The organism is Methylophaga frappieri (assembly GCF_000260965.1).
GTDB classification, from domain to species: domain Bacteria; phylum Pseudomonadota; class Gammaproteobacteria; order Nitrosococcales; family Methylophagaceae; genus Methylophaga; species Methylophaga frappieri.
In genome coordinates this window covers 381,666-403,070 of record NC_017856.1, presented here as the reverse complement: position 1 = coordinate 403,070, position 21,405 = coordinate 381,666, and the positions used below count along the sequence as shown (strand labels likewise).

5 protein-coding genes are annotated in these 21,405 nt (G+C 49.3%); 2 read left to right on the top strand and 3 right to left on the bottom strand.

From position 1 onward, the window contains the following. Positions 1 to 46: 46 nt before the first annotated feature. The 3 genes from Q7C_RS01860 to Q7C_RS13965 are packed head-to-tail and all read right to left on the bottom strand — an operon-like array spanning position 47 to position 17,450. Positions 47 to 4,606 (bottom strand): non-ribosomal peptide synthetase, encoded by a 4,560-nt coding sequence (locus Q7C_RS01860; protein ID WP_014703011.1) that lies wholly within the window; start codon positions 4,604 to 4,606, stop codon positions 47 to 49. Next, positions 4,603 to 14,445 (bottom strand): non-ribosomal peptide synthetase, encoded by a 9,843-nt coding sequence (locus tag Q7C_RS01855; protein ID WP_014703010.1) that lies wholly within the window; start codon positions 14,443 to 14,445, stop codon positions 4,603 to 4,605. The genes Q7C_RS01860 and Q7C_RS01855 overlap by 4 nt, the downstream gene beginning before the upstream one ends. After that, complete coding sequence (locus Q7C_RS13965; RefSeq protein WP_014703009.1) at positions 14,445 to 17,450, bottom strand: salicylate synthase; 3,006 nt, start codon at positions 17,448 to 17,450, stop codon at positions 14,445 to 14,447. The genes Q7C_RS01855 and Q7C_RS13965 overlap by 1 nt, the downstream gene beginning before the upstream one ends. A gap of 395 nt (positions 17,451 to 17,845) precedes the next feature. Between Q7C_RS13965 and Q7C_RS01845 the strand changes: the two genes are divergently transcribed. After that, positions 17,846 to 19,633 carry an ABC transporter ATP-binding protein gene (locus tag Q7C_RS01845; protein WP_014703008.1) on the top strand — a complete coding sequence of 596 codons (1,788 nt, stop codon included), beginning with the start codon at positions 17,846 to 17,848 and terminating at the stop codon, positions 19,631 to 19,633. Next, positions 19,626 to 21,383: an ABC transporter ATP-binding protein gene (locus Q7C_RS01840; protein ID WP_014703007.1), complete on the top strand. Its 1,758-nt coding sequence runs from the start codon at positions 19,626 to 19,628 to the stop codon at positions 21,381 to 21,383. The genes Q7C_RS01845 and Q7C_RS01840 overlap by 8 nt, the downstream gene beginning before the upstream one ends. The last annotated feature ends 22 nt before the right edge of the window (positions 21,384 to 21,405 follow it).

The window sequence follows — 21,405 nt, the reverse complement described above, 5'->3', positions numbered from 1 at the left end:
CCTCATATTCAATATTATATTTAACGTGGTTCAGGCAGCACCAACATCACGCATCAGCATTGTGAAATTGATCTGTTAATGATTTCAGGTAACCCTTGGTAACGCTAAAGCTCTCAATACCATGGCTGGCAGTAACTTGCTGCAAGTTTTCTGTGCTGTATTGATGATGCCCGCCATTATCCATGTCATCGCCGAAATACAGATTGACGAAACCCAGAATAAAGTTATCATCCAACGCGTTTTTCCAGTCCTTGAAACTGTTAGCCATGATCGAACAGCCAAGCTCATTACACCATTGATATACCGTTTCAACAGGTGTGCTTTGTTCAGAAACCAGGTGAAAATTCTCGCTTTTGCCGGTTTTACTCAGTGTAATGGCAACAATACAATCCGCCACATAATCTACAGGAACAATGTTGACGGCAAGTGATGAAGCGGGATAGGACTTGATGGCAAGACACGCCCGATAAAACTTCAAGAAGGCATCATCATTAATAAACGGTTTTTCGCCGGTATCCCAGGTAATCGTACCCGGACGCAGGATGTTAACGGGCATGCCGTGTTCACGTGCATAGCCAAACAAGGTTTCCGCCATGATTTTTGACTGCTCATAAGTCAGCGTAACGGGTCGCCAGTGCATGACCGGTGTGTGCTCTAATACCGGCTGTGCAGTATCTTCTGGTAAGGCATGATGAACACCAATGGTGGAAATGTAGTGAATCGGCTTGATTTTCGTTGTACTTGCCAGCGATAAAATATGGCTGACCCCCTCAACATTGGTTGGATATAGTCCGGAAAGGGGATCCATCAAGTTAATAATCGAGGCATTATGGATTACTACATCAACGTTTTCAGCAAGATGCTGATACGCTGTATCACTCAGGCCGAATTTTGGTTCTGATAGCTCGCCAGGCAGAATAGTAAGGCGTGAGGTATTGAGTTCAATATTCAAGCCTTTTTCTGCTGCAGAATGAATTAGACGTTCAATGCCATGTTCCGGGTCATCACAACGTAGTAAACAATAAAGGTGATAATCGGTATCGCGTAATAAGCGGTTCAGTAAATAACTGCCAAGATAGCCACTCGCACCGGTTAATAAGATAGTTTTAATGGATGATGTTGCCTCGTAAGGCTGAGCATCTTTCAGACCAGCCATTGCATGACTCGCCATTTTGGACAGGTCAATACTATCTAACCATTCAGTTTTTGCGGCATTGGATTGTTCCAGCGCAAACACCATGGCACTGAACGTTGGATTATTAAAGATCAGATCAATATCTGCTGGATAACCTTCGGCGAGGAAAGCGCTCAGCAGATTGATAGCCGTCAGGCTGGAACCACCGATACTGAAAAAATCATCATGACGTGACAGCGTTTCGATGTTTAGTAACTCACGCCAAATTCGAGCGACATTTTGCTCTAACGGTGTCTCAAGAGGCGCTTCAAAATCTGCCTGATGGTTCTTATTTTCTGATAAGGTTTTTTGCAATGTTTTTCGATCCAGCTTGCCATTGCTACTCAACGGTAATGACGGCATTATCATTAAATTAGCTGGAATCATATAACCGGGCAGGCGCTCGGTTAAAAAGTGATTTAATTCGTTTACCAGACTTGAATTCTGCAGTGGTGATGTTTCATCGGGTACAACTGCTGCCGCTAACAGTGCCGGGGAGCCGATACAGACGACCGCAGCACTACGAACACCCTCATGGCTGCAAATGACCGCTTCTACTTCGCCAAGCTCAATACGTTGACCATGAATTTTGACTTGGCCATCGTCACGTCCTTGAATTTCTATGATGCCATCTGGGCGATAACGCCCGAGGTCACCTGATCGGTATAAACATTGGCCCGTGTCTGGATGATAGATAAAGCGCGCCTTGGTTTGCTCTGAGTCACCAGCGTAACCTGCCGCCAAACCTGCACCACCAATATACATTTCACCGGTAACCCAATCAGGGCAAGGCTCCAGTCGTGTGTTAAGAATATGAATCTGGTGATTTGTCAGGGGTTTACCATAGGGGATACTGTAGGCATTGTCGGGTACTTCACCAATCAGATGGCTAACACACCAAATCGCGGTTTCAGTTGGGCCGCCCAGACTGACAACCTGCAGTTGCGGTAAGTGCTTGCGCGCTGCATCCGGCAAAGATATAGGAATCCAGTCTCCTGACAACATAGCCAGTCGTAATGGATTCAGATTAGCGTCAGATTGCCATTCCAATTGCGTTGTTAGCATTTGCAATTGTGCCGGGACAGAGTTCCATACCGTCACGGCATGAGATGACATGACCTGAGCCCAGTGCGCAGGATCAGCACGCTTATCCGCGTCAGGCAGAACGAGCGTTGCGCCAGCACCAAGGGTGCCAAATATATCCCAGATTGACAGGTCAAAAGCAAAACTGACCAAGCCTAATACATTGTCTATCTCGCTGATATTAAACCGATCATTGATGTCTGCGACGGTATTCAGAGCCGCTCGGTGTGACATCATCACCCCTTTGGGGCGTCCCGTTGTACCTGAGGTGTAAATAATGTAACCAATACGGTTTGTGTTTTTACGAAATGTATCTTGATGATCTACAAGGGTATTATTCAAAATCTGTCGTGTTGTTTCGCTATCAGGCAAGGCGTCAATCTTATCTACAATAATAACCGTGGTATTTGCTGGCCAATTAGAATCAAGGCGACTGTTATCGGTGAGCACAACCTGAATATTGGCATCTGAAAGAATCGTGTTGCGTCGCGCAACAGGCTGCGCACCCTCAATCGGTACATAAGTGGCATTCGCAAGCAGTACTGCCAATACAGCAGCAATTTGGTCTTCGCCTTTATCCATGACAATGGCTACCCGATCGCCGGTATTGACATGGTCGGTCATGAAACTCCGCAGTGTCAGAGCCTGTCGGGCCAGATCATGATAGGTAATTTGACGATCACCACTGATAACAGCAACGGCATCAGGACGGGTTAAAGCCTGGCGACAAAAACCCGTATGGAGAAATTCTGCAGGTAATCGGCCGTCAGTATTATTGGTCTCTTCACGAATGTGTTGCATGGCTTCTGGCAATGAAATTGGCTGTGTTGATTGCCAGATAGCAGCATCACTAGCCAGGTCTTGCAGAAGTTTGCAAAAAACACCATGAGCCTGCTCAATGACTCCGCTTTTGAAAATATCACTACGGATATCCCAGTCGACTAATAACTGCTCGTTACGTTCGGTAACTTGGCAGTCTAGCCATACCTGAGGGGTCTGGGTAATGCCATAACGGAGTTTGGCATTATGCATAAATTCGTTGGCATCTAATTGATCGCCGCTTAGACCCACTGTACTGGTGTAAACAATTGGCACAATGACATTACTGCCTTGTTGCCGGCTCATTTCGCGTAGCACTTCGATACCTGAAAAGTCAGTGTGCTCCAAATCCTGCCACAGGCGTTGCTGGATGGACACAGCGCGTTCTGCAAAGCTATGCTCAGGGTTGGGGGTTACGCCGAGGACATTTACTTCAATAAAGTCACCTACCAGGCCACGAATATCAGGGTGTGCCGTGGAGCGATTCAGCATGGTCAGATTAAGGCAAAACTCCTGGTGTCGAGACCAGCGGGACAGGGTTTCTGTAAACGCTGTCAAGACAACACTGGACGGGGTAATTTTTTTTGTCGTAGCTTGCTGACTTAGTGATTGCCATTGATCGGCTGGTAGTTCGAAATGTAATCGATTAAATGTAACAGTTGCTTGCTGAATTTCACTTGTTCGGCGTGATTGCCGAGCCATAGGCAGTTCTGGTGGCATTGGCATGGTTTCAAGGCGCTTTAGCCAATAGGCTTTATGTTTTTCATAACGCGTGAGCGCTTTCGGATTGTCCTGAATGGCTTTTCTGGCCAAGACAACATCGCGATAAGAAATACTTAATTTCGGCAAGTCGCGCTGGGGATGGTTGTAGAGTTCACCAAGTTCTGCGAGCAGAATTTGAATACTGGCAAAATCTGCAATGAGCAAATCAATAGAAAAATGCAGAACAGCGCCCTCATCATAGCTACTTAAATGCATTTCATACTGCGGCCATTGATCAGGTTGATAGCATCGGTGGGCCAGGCGTTCCCTTAATGCCAACATCTTGTTTTCGATCGTTTCAGCAGGTTGTTGCCGAAAATCATGGTGTATTACTGGGGGAGAGGAAACATCACGTAAAATCTGTTGGTAACCATTTTGAGTTATACGTGCCCGCAACATCTCGTGGCGAGAAATGAGTTTGTGCCATGCTGTTTGCAGCTTTTCTAAATCGACAGCAACCATATCCAGTTCAATATAACTATGACAGCCAACACCACCATATTCGATGGCATTGGTCCGGCCAACCAGATACGCCAGTTGTAAATCTGTCAAAGGAAAAGGGCTGTAACGATTTTCTAAATCTGGCTGAATACCGTCGATGACAGGATCGGCTAGAAAGGCGATAAGTTCATCTTTATGGTGTTTTAGCTTTTCTTTATGCGCATCACTTAACACACCAGCCGGGGCCTTAAACTTCAGCTGATCGTGTTCAGCCCAGAGATAAACGCCAAGCGCTTCAAAATCCGAGACGATAGTAGCGATACTCATAACGTTCCTTCTTCAAAAATTAATTCATCATTATTCGTTTGAATGCCAATGGCTTGCCATTGGTGGCGTATTTCATCTGCGAGTCCGGCTATGGTTGGCGAACCGAACAGGGTAAGTAATGAAATTGCTTCTGGGCTGACTCGACGTGTTTGTAATTGCTGTACAAGTTGAGTTGCTGTGAGACTGTCGCCACCGATTTGGAAAAAATCGTCATGACGAGAAATCTGCCAACATTGCAAGACCTCACACCAGACATCGGCGATTTGTTGTTCGAGCTGGTCTTTAGGTGCTTCGTATGTTTGTTGCTCAATCACCTGCTCCACAAGCAGAGCGGCGAGCTGTTTTCTATCGAGCTTGCCATTGGCACTGAGCGGTAAATCCGCCATCTGCACCAAAGTAGGCGGTACCATATAATCCGGTAAGATTTGCTGTAACGCCTGTCGAATGGCATCCGTATCGAGCGAGTTAGAGGCTTTTGCCACAAACGCGGCCGCTAATGCCGGCGGCTGTCCTACTGTTACCGCCACCGCTCTGGCAATCTCGGGGAGTGTCGCCATCGCCGCATCGATTTCACCTAACTCAATCCGGTGACCACGTACTTTCACCTGATGGTCAATCCGACCTAAAAACTCCAGATTGCCATCAGGCCAATAACGGCCCCGGTCACCCGTGCGATACCAACGCTTGCCCGCCACCTCAACAAACCGCTCTGCCGTCAGCGTCGCATCACCGCGATAGCCGTTAGCCAAACCGAGGCCACCAATCCATAACTCACCCGGCACCCAGTCCGGACAATCACGTCCCAAACTATCGACCACGCGATAAGCCTGATTGGCTAACGGCTTCCCATAGGGAATTGACGTCCACTGCGAAGGCAAGTGGCCATCTTCCATCGCCGTATTCACCTCAAACACATTCGACCAAATCGCCGCTTCCGTGGCACCGCCCATCGCAATAAATGCCGGCATCGTTTGGGTCGTGGCCAATAGGCGAGGCGGTAAATCCAAACCAATCCAATCGCCCGACAACATCACCTGCTCAAACGGCAATTGACGGCTATCGTTCTGTGCGACCACCAACAACATATCCAACAACACCGGCACACTATTCCAGAGCGTGACCTGATGTTGATGAATCAAACTCAACCAGGCATTTGCATCCCGCCGTTGAGACTCATCTACCAACACCAGCGCGCCACCGACCTGTAACAAGCCAAAGATATCGTAGACCGACAAATCGAAATCGAGCGCCGAGATGGCAAGGCCTGTACTATGCTGTCCCACCTGATAACGCTGATTTAAATGGTCAATGGTATTGGCGGTAGCCGCATGGGCCATCTCCACACCTTTAGGCTCACCGGTCGAACCGGAAGTAAAGATGATATACGCCGCCTGCTGCGGCGAGACCGAAACCGGTTCAGCCAAAGGCGACAGTGAACGGGCTAGCGCCACATCCAATCGCGTGACCGAGGCCAGGGTCTCCACCTCAAGATAATCGGAAGCCGTTAACACTAGTTTTATGCCAGCGGTGTGATGGATTTTGGCCTGCCGAGCAGCGGGTTGATGAATACCGACAGGCACATAACAACCGCCTGCGGCCAAAATACCCAATACAGCGGCAATCTGGTCAATGCCTCTTGGCAATGTGACTGCCACGGGATCACCGGATTGCAGACCGTTATCGTGTAACAGACGGGCGATACGCAGGGCTTTATCGGCCAATGCAGCGTAAGTGACAGACGCATTGTCTGAGATAAGGGCTACCTTGTCTGCTGAGCGTTTGGCGTGTTCAAACACACCTTGATGCAACACCCGGTCGATTATGGGGGCTTGGGTTTGGTTGACTGCTTCGCGGGTGGCAGCTTGGTTTGCAGGTAACGCCACCGGCAAAGGCTCGTGCCAGTTATCTGCCAAGCGCTGTAGCAGATCAATAAAGGCAGTGAACATGTCATCCACCAATCCTGACGGAAACAGTTCATCAACTGCATCCCAGGAAATCAGCAGTTCGCCACGATGCTCATACATCTGATGATCAAGCCAGACTTGCGGTGTTTCGGATAAACCGCCACCGGCCAAATCAGGAAAACCGTCTGCCGGTAGTTCATCAAATAAACTATCAGACATGCCTAGCGTGCTGGTAAAGACAATAGGCAGCGCTGCTGCCGTCAACCCCATTGTTCTGGCGCGTTCACGTTGCACCCAAACAGAAGAGACTTCGCGATGCTCCAATACTTCAGCCAGCGTTTTTTGTACTTGCTGGGCTTGCATTAATAAGGTTTGTTGTTGATCTGGATAGTAGGAAACCGGTGCCAGTGAAGTGAAATCACCGACGATTTTATCGATATCCTGATGAACTGGCTGCCGATCAAATAAGGTCAAATTCAAAGTATGGGCATGGCCACCACTCCACTGACTCAAAATTTCCGCATAAGCAACCAGAATAGCAACTGATGGTGTAATACCATGAGTTTGTGCTGACTGGCGCAAGGCTGCCCAACGTGATTTCTCCAATCGAGCTTCCCGACGAGAAAACTGTACCGACCCCACATTAAGCGGATCTTTCGCCAAGGGCAGGGCAGCAGCCGAAGGCAGTTCTGGCAACCGTTGATGCCAGTATTGCTCGGCACGCTCTAATGCTTGAGGATCGGGTTGTACTTGATTGACATAATCACGGAAAGACAATGTCAATGTCGGCCATGACGATTCTGGCTGACTGTATAGCGTCGCAAGTTCGTTTAACAACAGCTTGATACTAAAGCCGTCCAAGGTCATGTAGCTGAACAATAAACCGAGTCGATAACGTTGTTGTCCAGCCTGATCCAGGTAGCTCACAGCATTTAAGGCAAATAACGTCTCACGGTCATGCTCTGAATAATGTTGCCACCAGGAGTGAATACGTGCTCTCGCTGAATTGAGATCAGCAGCCTTACCTTGAACAAGCTGCAGAGCTGGTGTTTGCTCGACAGACAGAATTTGCTGCTGACCTTGGTTGTTAATCCTGACCCTCAGCATCTCATGGCGCTGAACGAGTTTCTGCCATGCACGCTCAATGCGTTCTAAATCGACCTGCTCACCATCGAGTTCGACCAGATAATGCGTACCACAACTGAGCGGCAGCCCCGGTGATTGTCCCATCCAGTAAGCGCGCTGGATTTCCGTTAACGGGAACGGCTCATGACGCTGCTGCGGTTCGGCCACCACCTTTACCGTTTTCGCCTGCGTGGTTTCCGCTAACTCAGCAGCGAAATCCATCAACACCGGTTTGGCAAACAACAAACGTAACGGCTGAGAAGCACTCAAGCCTTGCTGTCTTAACTGTGCCACCACCTGTGTGGCCAATAAACTATCACCACCTAAAGTAAAGAAATTACTTTCTCTTCCAACCGACGCAATCCCGAGTAATGACTGCCACAGTTCAGCGACCACTTTTTCTGCTGTGGTCTGTGGTGGCGTGATGATGTGTTCGGTGGTTGCGACCTGCTCCACAAGCAGAGCGGCGAGCTGTTTTCTATCGAGCTTGCCATTGGCACTGAGCGGTAAATCCGCCATCTGCACCAAAGTAGGCGGTACCATATAATCCGGTAAGATTTGCTGTAACGCCTGTCGAATGGCATCCGTATCGAGCGAGTTAGAGGCTTTTGCCACAAACGCGGCCGCTAATGCCGGCGGCTGTCCTACTGTTACCGCCACCGCTCTGGCAATCTCGGGGAGTGTCGCCATCGCCGCATCGATTTCACCTAACTCAATCCGGTGACCACGTACTTTCACCTGATGGTCAATCCGACCTAAAAACTCCAGATTGCCATCAGGCCAATAACGGCCCCGGTCACCCGTGCGATACCAACGCTTGCCCGCCACCTCAACAAACCGCTCTGCCGTCAGCGTCGCATCACCGCGATAGCCGTTAGCCAAACCGAGGCCACCAATCCATAACTCACCCGGCACCCAGTCCGGACAATCACGTCCCAAACTATCGACCACGCGATAAGCCTGATTGGCTAACGGCTTCCCATAGGGAATTGACGTCCACTGCGAAGGCAAGTGGCCATCTTCCATCGCCGTATTCACCTCAAACACATTCGACCAAATCGCCGCTTCCGTGGCACCGCCCATCGCAATAAATGCCGGCATCGTTTGGGTCGTGGCCAATAGGCGAGGCGGTAAATCCAAACCAATCCAATCGCCCGACAACATCACCTGCTCAAACGGCAATTGACGGCTATCGTTCTGTGCGACCACCAACAACATATCCAACAACACCGGCACACTATTCCAGAGCGTGACCTGATGTTGATGAATCAAACTCAACCAGGCATTTGCATCCCGCCGTTGAGACTCATCTACCAACACCAGCGCGCCACCGACCTGTAACAAGCCAAAGATATCGTAGACCGACAAATCGAAATCGAGCGCCGAGATGGCAAGGCCTGTACTATGCTGTCCCACCTGATAACGCTGATTTAAATGGTCAATGGTATTGGCGGTAGCCGCATGGGCCATCTCCACACCTTTAGGCTCACCGGTCGAACCGGAAGTAAAGATGATATACGCCGCCTGCTGCGGCGAGACCGAAACCGGTTCAGCCAAAGGCGACAGTGAACGGGCTAGCGCCACATCCAATCGCGTGACCGAGGCCAGGGTCTCCACCTCAAGATAATCGGAAGCCGTTAACACTAGTTTTATGCCAGCGGTGTGATGGATTTTGGCCTGCCGAGCAGCGGGTTGATGAATACCGACAGGCACATAACAACCGCCTGCGGCCAAAATACCCAATACAGCGGCAATCTGGTCAATGCCTCTTGGCAATGTGACTGCCACGGGATCACCGGATTGCAGACCGTTATCGTGTAACAGACGGGCGATACGCAGGGCTTTATCGGCCAATGCAGCGTAAGTGACAGACGCATTGTCTGAGATAAGGGCTACCTTGTCTGCTGAGCGTTTGGCGTGTTCAAACACACCTTGATGCAACACCCGGTCGATTATGGGGGCTTGGGTTTGGTTGACTGCTTCGCGGGTGGCGGCTTGGTTTGTGGGTAAGCAAAAATTAAAGGGTTGTGTCCAGTCTTGCGTAATAAGCTCATTTAGCAGTTGTTGGTAAGACTGGAACATGTCATCGAGTAAACCCGCAGGGAATAAGTCCTCTACAGCATCCCACGATAAAACGAGCTCACCACGATATTCGTATAATTGATGATCAAGCCAGACTTGCGGTGTTTCCGACAAACCGCCGGCGACCATTTCCGGGAAACCGGCCGGTGGATTTTCGAATAAACCATTGCCGAGCCCTAACGTACTGGTGAACACAACGGGCAATGCCGCTGAGGTCAAACTCATCTGATGTGAGCGTTCGCGCTGAATCCAGATAGAAGAGATTTCACGATGCTCCAGTGCACTGGCGATTTCTTGTTGTGTCGCACGAGCCTGATCGATCAAGGTATTACCATTTTCATGGCAAAAAGCCACCGGTGCCAACGAGGTAAAATCACCCAATATCTGATTAATATCTGCATGCACAGGTTGACGATCAAATAGGGTCAGGTTGAGCGTATGATTGCCACCGCCACTCCAGCGGCGAAGGATCTGGCTGTAAGCAACCAAAAGTAATACAGACGGCGTGATTTGGTGGGCTCTTGCTTTTTCTTTCAACGCCTGCCAGCGGGTTGCATCAAGTTTCGCTTCACGGCGTTTAAATTCGACATGTGACAGAGTTTCCGGATCAACGGCAAGCGGTAATTCCGGGGCTAATGGCAAATCCTGAAGTCGATTGCGCCAGTATTTCTCCGCTTTGTCGATTGCAACAGCATCATAATGAACTTGATTAACGTAATCGCGGAATGATAATGCCAGTTCAGGCAGATCGCGGCTTGGATTTTGATACAGATCGGCCAATTGTTCTAGCAGTAACTTGATACTGAAACCATCCAGCGTCAAATAATTGAAATTAATGCCCAGTCGGCAGCGATGTTTACCATAAAAAACCGCATGGAGCTGATAGGGAACAGCAGCATCCTGCTGAGGTTGTTGACGCTGTTGCTGTGATTGTTGATGCCACAATTCATGTAACACGGCTTGCGCGGTTTCTGCACTGTCTTGCTCATCCAATTGATGACGGCTGATGCGGACGGGAGAAACCTGCTGCAAAATGCGTTGCATACCATTTTCATCGACGACAGCACGCATCATCTCATGACGCTCAACGAGTTTCTGCCATGCACGCTCAATGCGTTCTAAATCGACCTGCTCACCATCGAGTTCGACCAGATAATGCGTACCACAACTGAGCGGCAGCCCCGGTGATTGTCCCATCCAGTAAGCGCGCTGGATTTCCGTTAACGGGAACGGCTCATGACGCTGCTGCGGTTCGGCCACCACCTTTACCGTTTTCGCCTGCGTGGTTTCCGCTAACTCAGCAGCGAAATCCATCAACACCGGTTTGGCAAACAACAAACGTAACGGCTGAGAAGCACTCAAGCCTTGCTGTCTTAACTGTGCCACCACCTGTGTGGCCAATAAACTATCACCACCTAAAGTAAAGAAATTACTTTCTCTTCCAACCGACGCAATCCCGAGTAATGACTGCCACAGTTCAGCGACCACTTTTTCTGCTGTGGTCTGTGGTGGCGTGATGATGTGTTCGGTGGTTGCGACCTGCTCCACAAGCAGAGCGGCGAGCTGTTTTCTATCGAGCTTGCCATTGGCACTGAGCGGTAAATCCGCCATCTGCACCAAAGTAGGCGGTACCATATAATCCGGTAAGATTTGCTGTAACGCCTGTCGAATGGCATCCGTATCGAGCGAGTTAGAGGCTTTTGCCACAAACGCGGCCGCTAATGCCGGCGGCTGTCCTACTGTTACCGCCACCGCTCTGGCAATCTCGGGGAGTGTCGCCATCGCCGCATCGATTTCACCTAACTCAATCCGGTGACCACGTACTTTCACCTGATGGTCAATCCGACCTAAAAACTCCAGATTGCCATCAGGCCAATAACGGCCCCGGTCACCCGTGCGATACCAACGCTTGCCCGCCACCTCAACAAACCGCTCTGCCGTCAGCGTCGCATCACCGCGATAGCCGTTAGCCAAACCGAGGCCACCAATCCATAACTCACCCGGCACCCAGTCCGGACAATCACGTCCCAAACTATCGACCACGCGATAAGCCTGATTGGCTAACGGCTTCCCATAGGGAATTGACGTCCACTGCGAAGGCAAGTGGCCATCTTCCATCGCCGTATTCACCTCAAACACATTCGACCAAATCGCCGCTTCCGTGGCACCGCCCATCGCAATAAATGCCGGCATCGTTTGGGTCGTGGCCAATAGGCGAGGCGGTAAATCCAAACCAATCCAATCGCCCGACAACATCACCTGCTCAAACGGCAATTGACGGCTATCGTTCTGTGCGACCACCAACAACATATCCAACAACACCGGCACACTATTCCAGAGCGTGACCTGATGTTGATGAATCAAACTCAACCAGGCATTTGCATCCCGCCGTTGAGACTCATCTACCAACACCAGCGCGCCACCGACCTGTAACAAGCCAAAGATATCGTAGACCGACAAATCGAAATCGAGCGCCGAGATGGCAAGGCCTGTACTATGCTGTCCCACCTGATAACGCTGATTTAAATGGTCAATGGTATTGGCGGTAGCCGCATGGGCCATCTCCACACCTTTAGGCTCACCGGTCGAACCGGAAGTAAAGATGATATACGCCGCCTGCTGCGGCGAGACCGAAACCGGTTCAGCCAAAGGCGACAGTGAACGGGCTAGCGCCACATCCAATCGCGTGACCGAGGCCAGGGTCTCCACCTCAAGATAATCGGAAGCCGTTAACACTAGTTTTATGCCAGCGGTGTGATGGATTTTGGCCTGCCGAGCAGCGGGTTGATGAATACCGACAGGCACATAACAACCGCCTGCGGCCAAAATACCCAATACAGCGGCAATCTGGTCAATGCCTCTTGGCAATGTGACTGCCACGGGATCACCGGATTGCAGACCGTTATCGTGTAACAGACGGGCGATACGCAGGGCTTTATCGGCCAATGCAGCGTAAGTGACAGACGCATTGTCTGAGATAAGGGCTACCTTGTCTGCTGAGCGTTTGGCGTGTTCAAACACACCTTGATGCAACACCCGGTCGATTATGGGGGCTTGGGTTTGGTTGACTGCTTCGCGGGTGGTTAATTGATAAGCAGGCATTAATTCTGGCGGTATTTGTTGCCAATGCTGACGATCAGCGGCTAACCATTCGAGAAGGTTCGTATAGGCACTGAACATGTCGTCAATTAATTGTGCAGGAAACAAGGCATCGACTGCATCCCAGGCAAGCAACAAACCATCATGCATTTCATAAAGTTGATGGTCGAGCCACACTTGGGGCGTTTGTGAAATCATGTAATGCAGATCACCCAAACTGGTGTGACATTGCTCGGTGAGTAGCGGTGTGCCGAGGTTACACGCAAATACCACCGGTGCAGCAACGCCTTCAGTCAGTCCTTGTTTGACTAAATCACGTTGAATGCTGACAGCGGAATAACTGGCATGCGCTACATCAGCGTGAAATTGCTGCTGGATTTGTTTAACCCGATTGATGAAAGTAGCTGGCTGTCGGTGATCACATTGTAATAGCAGTAGATTAGTGAAGTCGGAAACGACATTATCGATACCGGCATGATCGGTCTGTCGATCAAATAACGGCATATTTAATAAGAATTGTGGCTCGGCGCTCCAGCGCGATAAGACTTCGGCATAAGCGGTGGCCAAAACCATCGATGGCGTTACCTGTTGTGAAGCGGCGAACTGACGCAAAGCTTGCCATTGCTCAGGCTTCAGGAAGTAGGTTCGACGTGAAAATTCTGGACGTTGGATAGTGGCAGGATCGACTGCCAAAGGTAGTTGTGGGCCTGTTGGTAAATCCGATAAGCGATTTTGCCAGTATTGTTTGTCCTGCTGAATTTTATCTAAATTACGACTATTCTCTATGGCCAGATAGTGAGCAAAGCGCCAACCTGAATCGGCTGGAAGGGCGTTATCCGAGGCATAAGCGGTGGCTAAATCACGCAGTAAAATATGCAGACTTTGCACATCAGCAACCAGCAAATCGATATCAAAGTGGATACGTGATTTGGCATCGGGAAACAGAGTCAATTCCAAGCCCATCACTTGACCTAAGTCAATTTCCAGTCGGCGGTGTGAAAGTCGCGAGCGAATAGCTTGAGCATGCTGCTCTGCTTCGTTGGAAGACAAGTGACGATAATCATGAACTGTTAACGCAGGTTGAGGCATTTCATCAGAGACAAATTGCTTGCCATCTTCAGTAAAGCGAGCCCGGAGCATGCTGTGTTGACTGATTAACTGATGCCAAGCATGTTGCAAACGGACTGGATCAACAGGGGCGTAAAGTGAGTCAATTTCAAGATAGGCATGACAGCCGATACCACCAAGTGCTTGATCATCACCACGACCTATCCAATATGCATATTGCACATCCGTTAAGTCGAATGGTTGCTCACTGTCGTAATTGGCCGCCGTCTGCTTTACCAGGTCATCAAACTCTAAAGTTGGACTATTAGCGGGTTCTGCCGTTAGTAATGGTAACCAGTTTTCCAAGGTTGGTTTTTCAATAAGCTTGGCGAAGGTAACCTTGGCACCGGCACGCCGCCAATGATTGACCAAGCGCATGATTTGCAGCGAATCGAGACCCAGTTCAATCAGGTTGGTGGTGTGGTGTTCATTGAGCTTTTGATTGAGCAGCGTTTCAAGTTGCGCAATGATACCTTCCCGGCTCAACGGCTCCAGCATTTGAGCAGTGTTGCTCATCGACATTACAAAACCTCCGTCGACTTCGTTGTGGACTCAGATTCAATTGAGGGTTGCCGGCTCACCAGGTGTTGAGATATGCAACTCAGTTTTTCAACCGTTTCCTGAAGTTCACGCTCGGGTTTGGATTGGTCGACAATGCCCGCACCGGCTTGTAGCCAGCAGGCATCACCTTGTTGATAAATACTGCGCAGCACCAATGCAGCATCCATGGCGCCATTTTCATCAACAATCATTACACAGCCGCTATACCAATCGCGTTGGATGGGTTCCAGACGCTGGATCGCATCGAGCGCCCCTTTTTTGGGAATACCAGATGCAGTTACCGCAGGGAATAGTGCTTCGAAAGCATCCCATGCATGTTTGCCTTCACTCAGCTTGCCTTTCAGTCGCGATGTCAGGTGTTGCACGCTACCGCGTCGCGAAATACCCATGAACTCACTTACATTGATGCTTTCTGGCGTACAGATTGTTTCCAACTCTTCCTGGGCAAGTTTGACTGAGGCCGCATGCTCCGCGATTTCCTTGGTATCGCTGAGCAATTCCTGACGAAGTTGCTGTTCTTGCTCAGGAGTGTCTCCTAGTGATCGTGTTCCGGCAAGCGGTTGAGTACTCACCCAGCCATCAGAAGAGACTTCAACCACAGTTTCGGGACTGAATCCAGCAAGTTGCACACCGCTGTAATTAGCCAAGAAGGCTCTTGCCGGTGTATTCATTCGCCGGCCAATGCGAAAACTTTCGATAATATCAACATCACTTGGCAGAGGAATTCGTCTTGAAAGAATCACTTTTTGGTATTGATTGGCTTTGATTTCCTCAACGGCTTTTTGGACATTGTCCTGATAGACTGCCGATTGATGATTTTCGATGTCAGCAAAAACAGGCTTGCCTTGAGTCTTGTCGGCGGTGGGTTGTTCATCGAGTTGCTGAACCAGTAGCACCAGTTTGTCCAACTGTGCGGTTTCGATAGTGCGTAATAATGCTTCACCTTGATTGAAACGAATTTCGTAACGAGGAATAAAGACATCCAGTAAAGGTGTGTTTCCCGAGTCCTGCTGCATGGGAATACCGTAAAACAAATGAGAGAGCTCAAACTTGGCTGAACCATAGGCACGCCAGTCATGAACCGGAATCACCTGCATTGCCTGATGGATAGCAGCAGTTAGTTGTGGTTTTTGAAAAATTTCTTTTTGCTCACCACAGCGCATTGTTGCCTGGTTTTTATCGCCTGTAATAGAGGCATATTTACCGATACCAATTGACCATTCAGTGTCTTTTTCGTAGATGACATAATCTTCTGATAGTCCACAGCGAGCCAGTTTCATGGCCAGATCCAGCGGATCGCTTTTCACCTTAATTCGGTTCTCAGCATAGTTTTTTGTGGACAGCGTTACAGGTTGTGTTGCGGCGGCTTCTTCAGCTTGGACAAGAAGTCGCTTTTTATCAATTTTGCCGACGGCGGTGAGTGGCCAGCTCGTTACAGGCACTAATTGATCGGGCAATTTGTATCGCGGTAAGCCTTTGTCAGCCAGAAATTGATGCACGGCTTGTAAGGTTAATGGAGATGAACCGGTAATAATAAACGCACAGCTTCGTTCGCCCAGATGCCTATCCGGCACTGGAATCAACACAGATTTTTCAATTTCAGGATGCTGATTCAGTAAATGTTCAACTTCAGCAACAGCGATTTTTTCTCCCGCACGATTAATTTGTTCCTTGATTCGGCCCTCAACAATAAGATTCCCTTGTTCTGTCATGCGAACGAGGTCTCCGGATTGATAAAAGCCATCGTTGGTAAATGTCGAGGCATTGTGTTCGACTGCCCGATAATAACCACGCAAGGTGTATGGGCCTTTTGTATGGAGTTCACCAACATCGCCCGGTGCGACTGATAAGCCATTCTGATCAACAATGCGCAGTTCATCATCAGGACAAAGTGGTCGGCCTTGCGAATTGATAATGACGTCGTCAGGATCATCAAGACGGGTATAGCAAAGTAATCCCTCAGCCATGCCAAAGACTTGTTGCAGTTGACAGCCGAGCACGGGACTAACCTGTTTTGCCAGATCGGCATCACAACGAGAGCCACCAACTTGTAATAGACGCAGGCTGGAAATATCCGTGTTGTCCCATTCACGAGCAGAAATCCAGAGTTGTACTAAAGGTGGTACGAGGGCAGTGATGGTGACTTTCTCGCGTTCGATTAAATCAAACGTTTCGTCATTGCCTGGTGTTTTGGCCATGACCACTTTGCCACCGGCGTTTAAGGTACCGAGAATACCGGGACAGGCCAACGGAAAATTATGTGCTACCGGTAAGGCAGCCAGATAAACAGTTGCTTCCGATAATTCGCATAATTCGGCAGAAGCTGTGGCATTGTAGATGTAGTCAGCATGGGTGCGTGGAATGAGTTTGGGGGTACCCGTTGTGCCACCGGAAAGTAATAGTAGTGCAGGGTCACTAAATTCAGGTTCGGCAAGCGTGACCGGTTCATGTTGCAGGGTATCGAATCGGATAAATGAACCGGAATTACGACCAACGACAATCACCTGCTTTAAACAGGCATGCTTCTGCTGCATCTTCTCGGCAAGCGTAAGGTAGTCAAACCCGAGGAAATTATCAGCCACAATATAGGCAACGGGTTCAGCCAGTTCGGTGAGTGCGGAAATATCATTCTCACGCTGGGCAGGCATTGTCAGGATCGGTAGTGCGCCAAGGCGAAATAAAGCAAAACAAGTCACAACAAACTCGTTGCAATTGGGAAGTTGTACTAAAACCCGATCGTCCCGGCGGATTCCCAGATTATAAAAACCGGCTGCAGTCTGATCTGCCTGGATAGTCAACTCGTGATAGCTAAGTGTGCCTTTTTCGTCAACCAATGCAGTCTTATCGCCATATCTTTGTGCCCAGTTGGCTAGCTGTTGTCCTAATGTGACGGGGCACCAGTAGCCTGCTTGCAGATATTTTTGACGGTCATCCATGGGCCAGTTTGTAAAGTCTGTATATGCCATAATTTAACGCCCTGAAGTTTAGTTAAGATGGGATGTAAGTCTTTTTAAATCAAAGGCCTACTTTTAATTAGCTGCGGTTTCCCGAATTGTAGAGAGACATAGAAAGCATTTTTTCGAGATGAAATTTGCAAGTGTGCGAATATTGAATGAGAATTATTTTCAACTCTACCCGAAACGGGATCGCATTACCCGAATCCGGATTTTCCGGTGGAAATGTGCAGTAGTTATCCGTTTTTTATGATGCGTGAATAATCATCAGATTGGGGGAGGATTCATCGGATTCGGGCAGTATCGTCATGGGCTTTCAGCTACTATTCCTGCGGTTATAAAAGTGGTATCTGAATCGGGGTGAGAATCGCCGTTTAGGAATGTTGATAGCAGCAAGAAGGTGAGGCATGGAAAAATCAGCAGAGGGCACGGGGTGGCCAACGCTGCTAAAATTGGCTGGCGCGCAAAAGGGACAGTTATTTTTTGCCCTTTTATTGACTGCGTTGGCCGTTATTTGTGAATTGTTGCCTTACTGGATCCTGTTTCAGGCAATTGACGCCATCCTCAACCAAGCTGCTGACTTACCACAACAGTTTTTGTCGTTGGCCGGCTGGCTGGCCGTGGCATTGGTTTTAAAAACCGTTTTGTATGGATTGGCCTATTTTTTCAGTCATCAGGCCGCTTTTAAAATTTTAGCCGGAACCCGCAAGCAACTCGTCTCTCAGCTGGCCAATGCCCCGCTGGCCTGGTTGCAAAAAAATCCGTCAGGTCGGCTCAAACAATCCGTCTTACAAGACGTTGAAAATGTCGAGATGGTCATTTCGCATCATAGCGTTGAAGTTTTTGCTGCTTTACTAAGTCCGCTGCTGGTCACGGTTTTCTTATTTTGGATAGATTGGCGTCTGGCCTTGGCCGCTCTGGCTGTCGTGCCACTCGCCATATTGGCCTCCACCTTGTTTATGCGGGATACCAGCGCCCAATACGAGCAACATAACAAAACTGCTGCCGGGCTAAGCAGTGCGACGGTGGAATATCTGCGCAATATGCCGGTCATGAAAATGTTTCGTCAGGATTCCTCCACCTTTCAGGTCATGCGTTACCGGCTGGCATGTTATTACGATTTAATCACCGATCTGACTCAGAAAACCGTACCGGGTTGGGCCTTATTCACCAGTCTGCTGGGGGCTAATGTCTTGTTTATTTTGCCGGTCGGGATTGGACTTTATAACGCGTCTGAGGTGACCTTATCTCAGATAATTATGGTAGTTATCCTGGGATCAGGCATGTTGAAGCCACTGCTTAAAGTCAGTCGTTTCTTTATGGAGATCAATGAAGTATTGGCCGGTATACAACATTTGCAGCCGATACTGGATTTGACGCCGGAGCAGGCTGGTCAACCGGTTGATATTCAACAGCCCGTCACCCTTATTTTTGAACGGGTCAGTTTCCGCTATGGTCTGCGTTCAATACTCAAAGAGATTGATCTGACCTTCGTAGCAGGTAGTCATACCGTCATTTTGGGACCATCCGGTGCTGGTAAATCTACCTTGGCACAGTTATTGGGTGGATTACTGCTGCCCAATTCGGGCAGGATTCTCATTAACGGGACGTCACTGTCTACGCTTTCTCAGCAGCAGCGTGCTGCGCTCATCGCGGTCGCCAGTCAGGAGGTCTTTTTATTTAAAGGCTCGATAATTGACAACCTGCGACTGGGTAGTCCCCATGCCAGCAAGACAGAAATTGCGACGGCTATTGGCGCTGCTCAGGCTGAAACGCTGATTGCCAGCCTGCCTGATGGATATGACACCTTGGTTGCGGAGCAAGGGATCCGGCTTTCAGGAGGTGAAAGGCAACGTATTGCCATTGCCCGGGCGCTGTTGGCTGATACGCCAATTGTGGTGCTTGATGAAGCGACTGCCTCCCTGGATAACCAAACGCAACGGGCCTTTTATCAGGGACTTAAAACGCATTATCCGGACAAAACTTTCCTAATTATTGCGCATCGTAGCCAGGGACGTGAGGATGCGGATCAGATCGTTATCATCGAACAGGGCGAAATTCAGGCCTGTGGCACGCACAGTACCTTGTTGCAGAGCAATGCTTATTACCAACAACAGTGGCAGTGGCAACAAAACACGGAAAGCTGGTCAATTGGCGTGCCTGTCAACGGGTCGTCGGGAGCGCAATATGGCTAAGGAGAATCAGACCGGCATTTTGCAAAGTATTCGGCGTGTCATTCGTCGTAGTGATTGTTCTGCGGGCGAGTTTTATTGGGGGCTGTGTCTGAGAGTATTGGAACGCTGCTTTGAAATTTTGCCGTTACTGGTGTGTTATTTTTGGCTAATCAATGTACTCAATGGCAATGCCGTTGCGGACGGGCAGACGGTTTGGGGGATTGCCGGCCTGCTGCTGGCCATTTTCATGGGGCAGTTATTATGTTCCTGGCGGGGGCAACACCACAGCTTTATGGGTAGCTATCACATCATGCAAAGCTATCGCGCCCGATTGATTGATCGTGTTCGGCAATTGCCACTGGGTCAGCTTTATCATTATCGCACCGGACAGTTGGCCGATATTTTGACGGATGATATCAAACGGGTGGAGGGTATCTTTACCCATGTTGCTGCCGATGTCTTTGCTGCTGGTGTTACGCCGGTATTGTGGTTTGTGGTGTTACTGTATTTGGATTGGCAACTGGCAACGGCATTAATTGTCGGTTTGCCGTTTGCGTGTTGGATATTAAATGCAGCCAAGCGTTTTTTTGAACGCGTTGGACAGCAAAGGCAAACACGATTTCAGGAAACGGCAGGCGTGGTTGTCGAGTTCGTTTCCGGCATTCGGACATTGCGTTTGTTTAATCGAACCGGTATCTGGTTAAGCCGCCTGAATCAGCAGTTTGATTTATTACGCCAAAGCAGTGTTCGCGTGGAAACGTGGGGAGCAGGCCCGGTCGTTGTTTATCGTTTAATGCTGGAGCTGGGGCTGGTTGCGTTGTTGTTAGTGTGTGCCAGTCAAATGTTGCCAAGTCAGTCTACAGCCACAGTGATGGCGAGCTGGCTTTTGTTTTTGTTATTGGCCCATAAACTGCTTGAGCCGTTATTGGAAATGTCGGGTTATCTGACCATTCTGCGTCATGCATTACAAAGTGAAGTCAAAATCGAAACATTGTTCAGCACGACGCAGTTATCAGAGCCAGCTGTGCCGGTTACGCCTTCGCATTTCGCGATTCGTTTTGACCATGTCTGTTTCAGTTATGACCAGCAAAGCAGTTTGCAGGACATCTGTTTTTCCGTTCCCCAAAACAGCATTACGGCAATAGTGGGCCCTTCTGGTGCGGGTAAAAGCACGGTACTGAATTTGCTGGCACGGTTTTATGACCCGCAGTCGGGTAGCGTCACGATAGGTGACGAGGATCTCAGGGCAATCGGTACCGATGGGGTATATCAACATATCAGCACCGTGTTTCAGCATGTACAGCTTTTCGATGGCAGTATTCGAGAAAATATTCGTATTGGTCGGCCCGACGCTTCCGATGCGCAGATCATGGCGGCCTGCCAATCAGCCAGTTGTCATGATTTCATCATGGGGCTGCCCGAGCAATATGAAACGCGCGTTGGCGAGGGTGGGATGCGTTTATCGGGGGGAGAGCGTCAGCGTCTTTCCATCGCACGTGCTTTACTTAAAGATGCACCTGTTTTGTTATTGGATGAGGCTACTGCGGCGGTGGACGCCAGTGCCCAACATGCCATTCAAAATGCGTTAAATCGTTTAGTCGTCGGTCGCGTAGTCATCATGGTAGCGCATCGGTTAAGTACCGTCAGAAATGCCGATCAGATTTTGGTGATGGATAAAGGACGCATCGTTGAACAAGGCAATCACCAGTCATTATTGCAGCGTCAGGGCTTGTATTATCAGCTTTGGCAATCTCAGTCGGCCGATAAATAGGCACTGTCGAAGGAAAATTAAT

Coding starts and splice junctions, on each gene's coding strand:
- Q7C_RS01860 (WP_014703011.1), bottom strand. CDS start 4,606: ATGAGTATCGCTACTATCGTCTCGGATTTTGAAGCGCTTGGCGTTTAT.
- Q7C_RS01855 (WP_014703010.1), bottom strand. CDS start 14,445: ATGTCGATGAGCAACACTGCTCAAATGCTGGAGCCGTTGAGCCGGGAA.
- Q7C_RS13965 (WP_014703009.1), bottom strand. CDS start 17,450: ATGGCATATACAGACTTTACAAACTGGCCCATGGATGACCGTCAAAAA.
- Q7C_RS01845 (WP_014703008.1), top strand. CDS start 17,846: ATGGAAAAATCAGCAGAGGGCACGGGGTGGCCAACGCTGCTAAAATTG.
- Q7C_RS01840 (WP_014703007.1), top strand. CDS start 19,626: ATGGCTAAGGAGAATCAGACCGGCATTTTGCAAAGTATTCGGCGTGTC.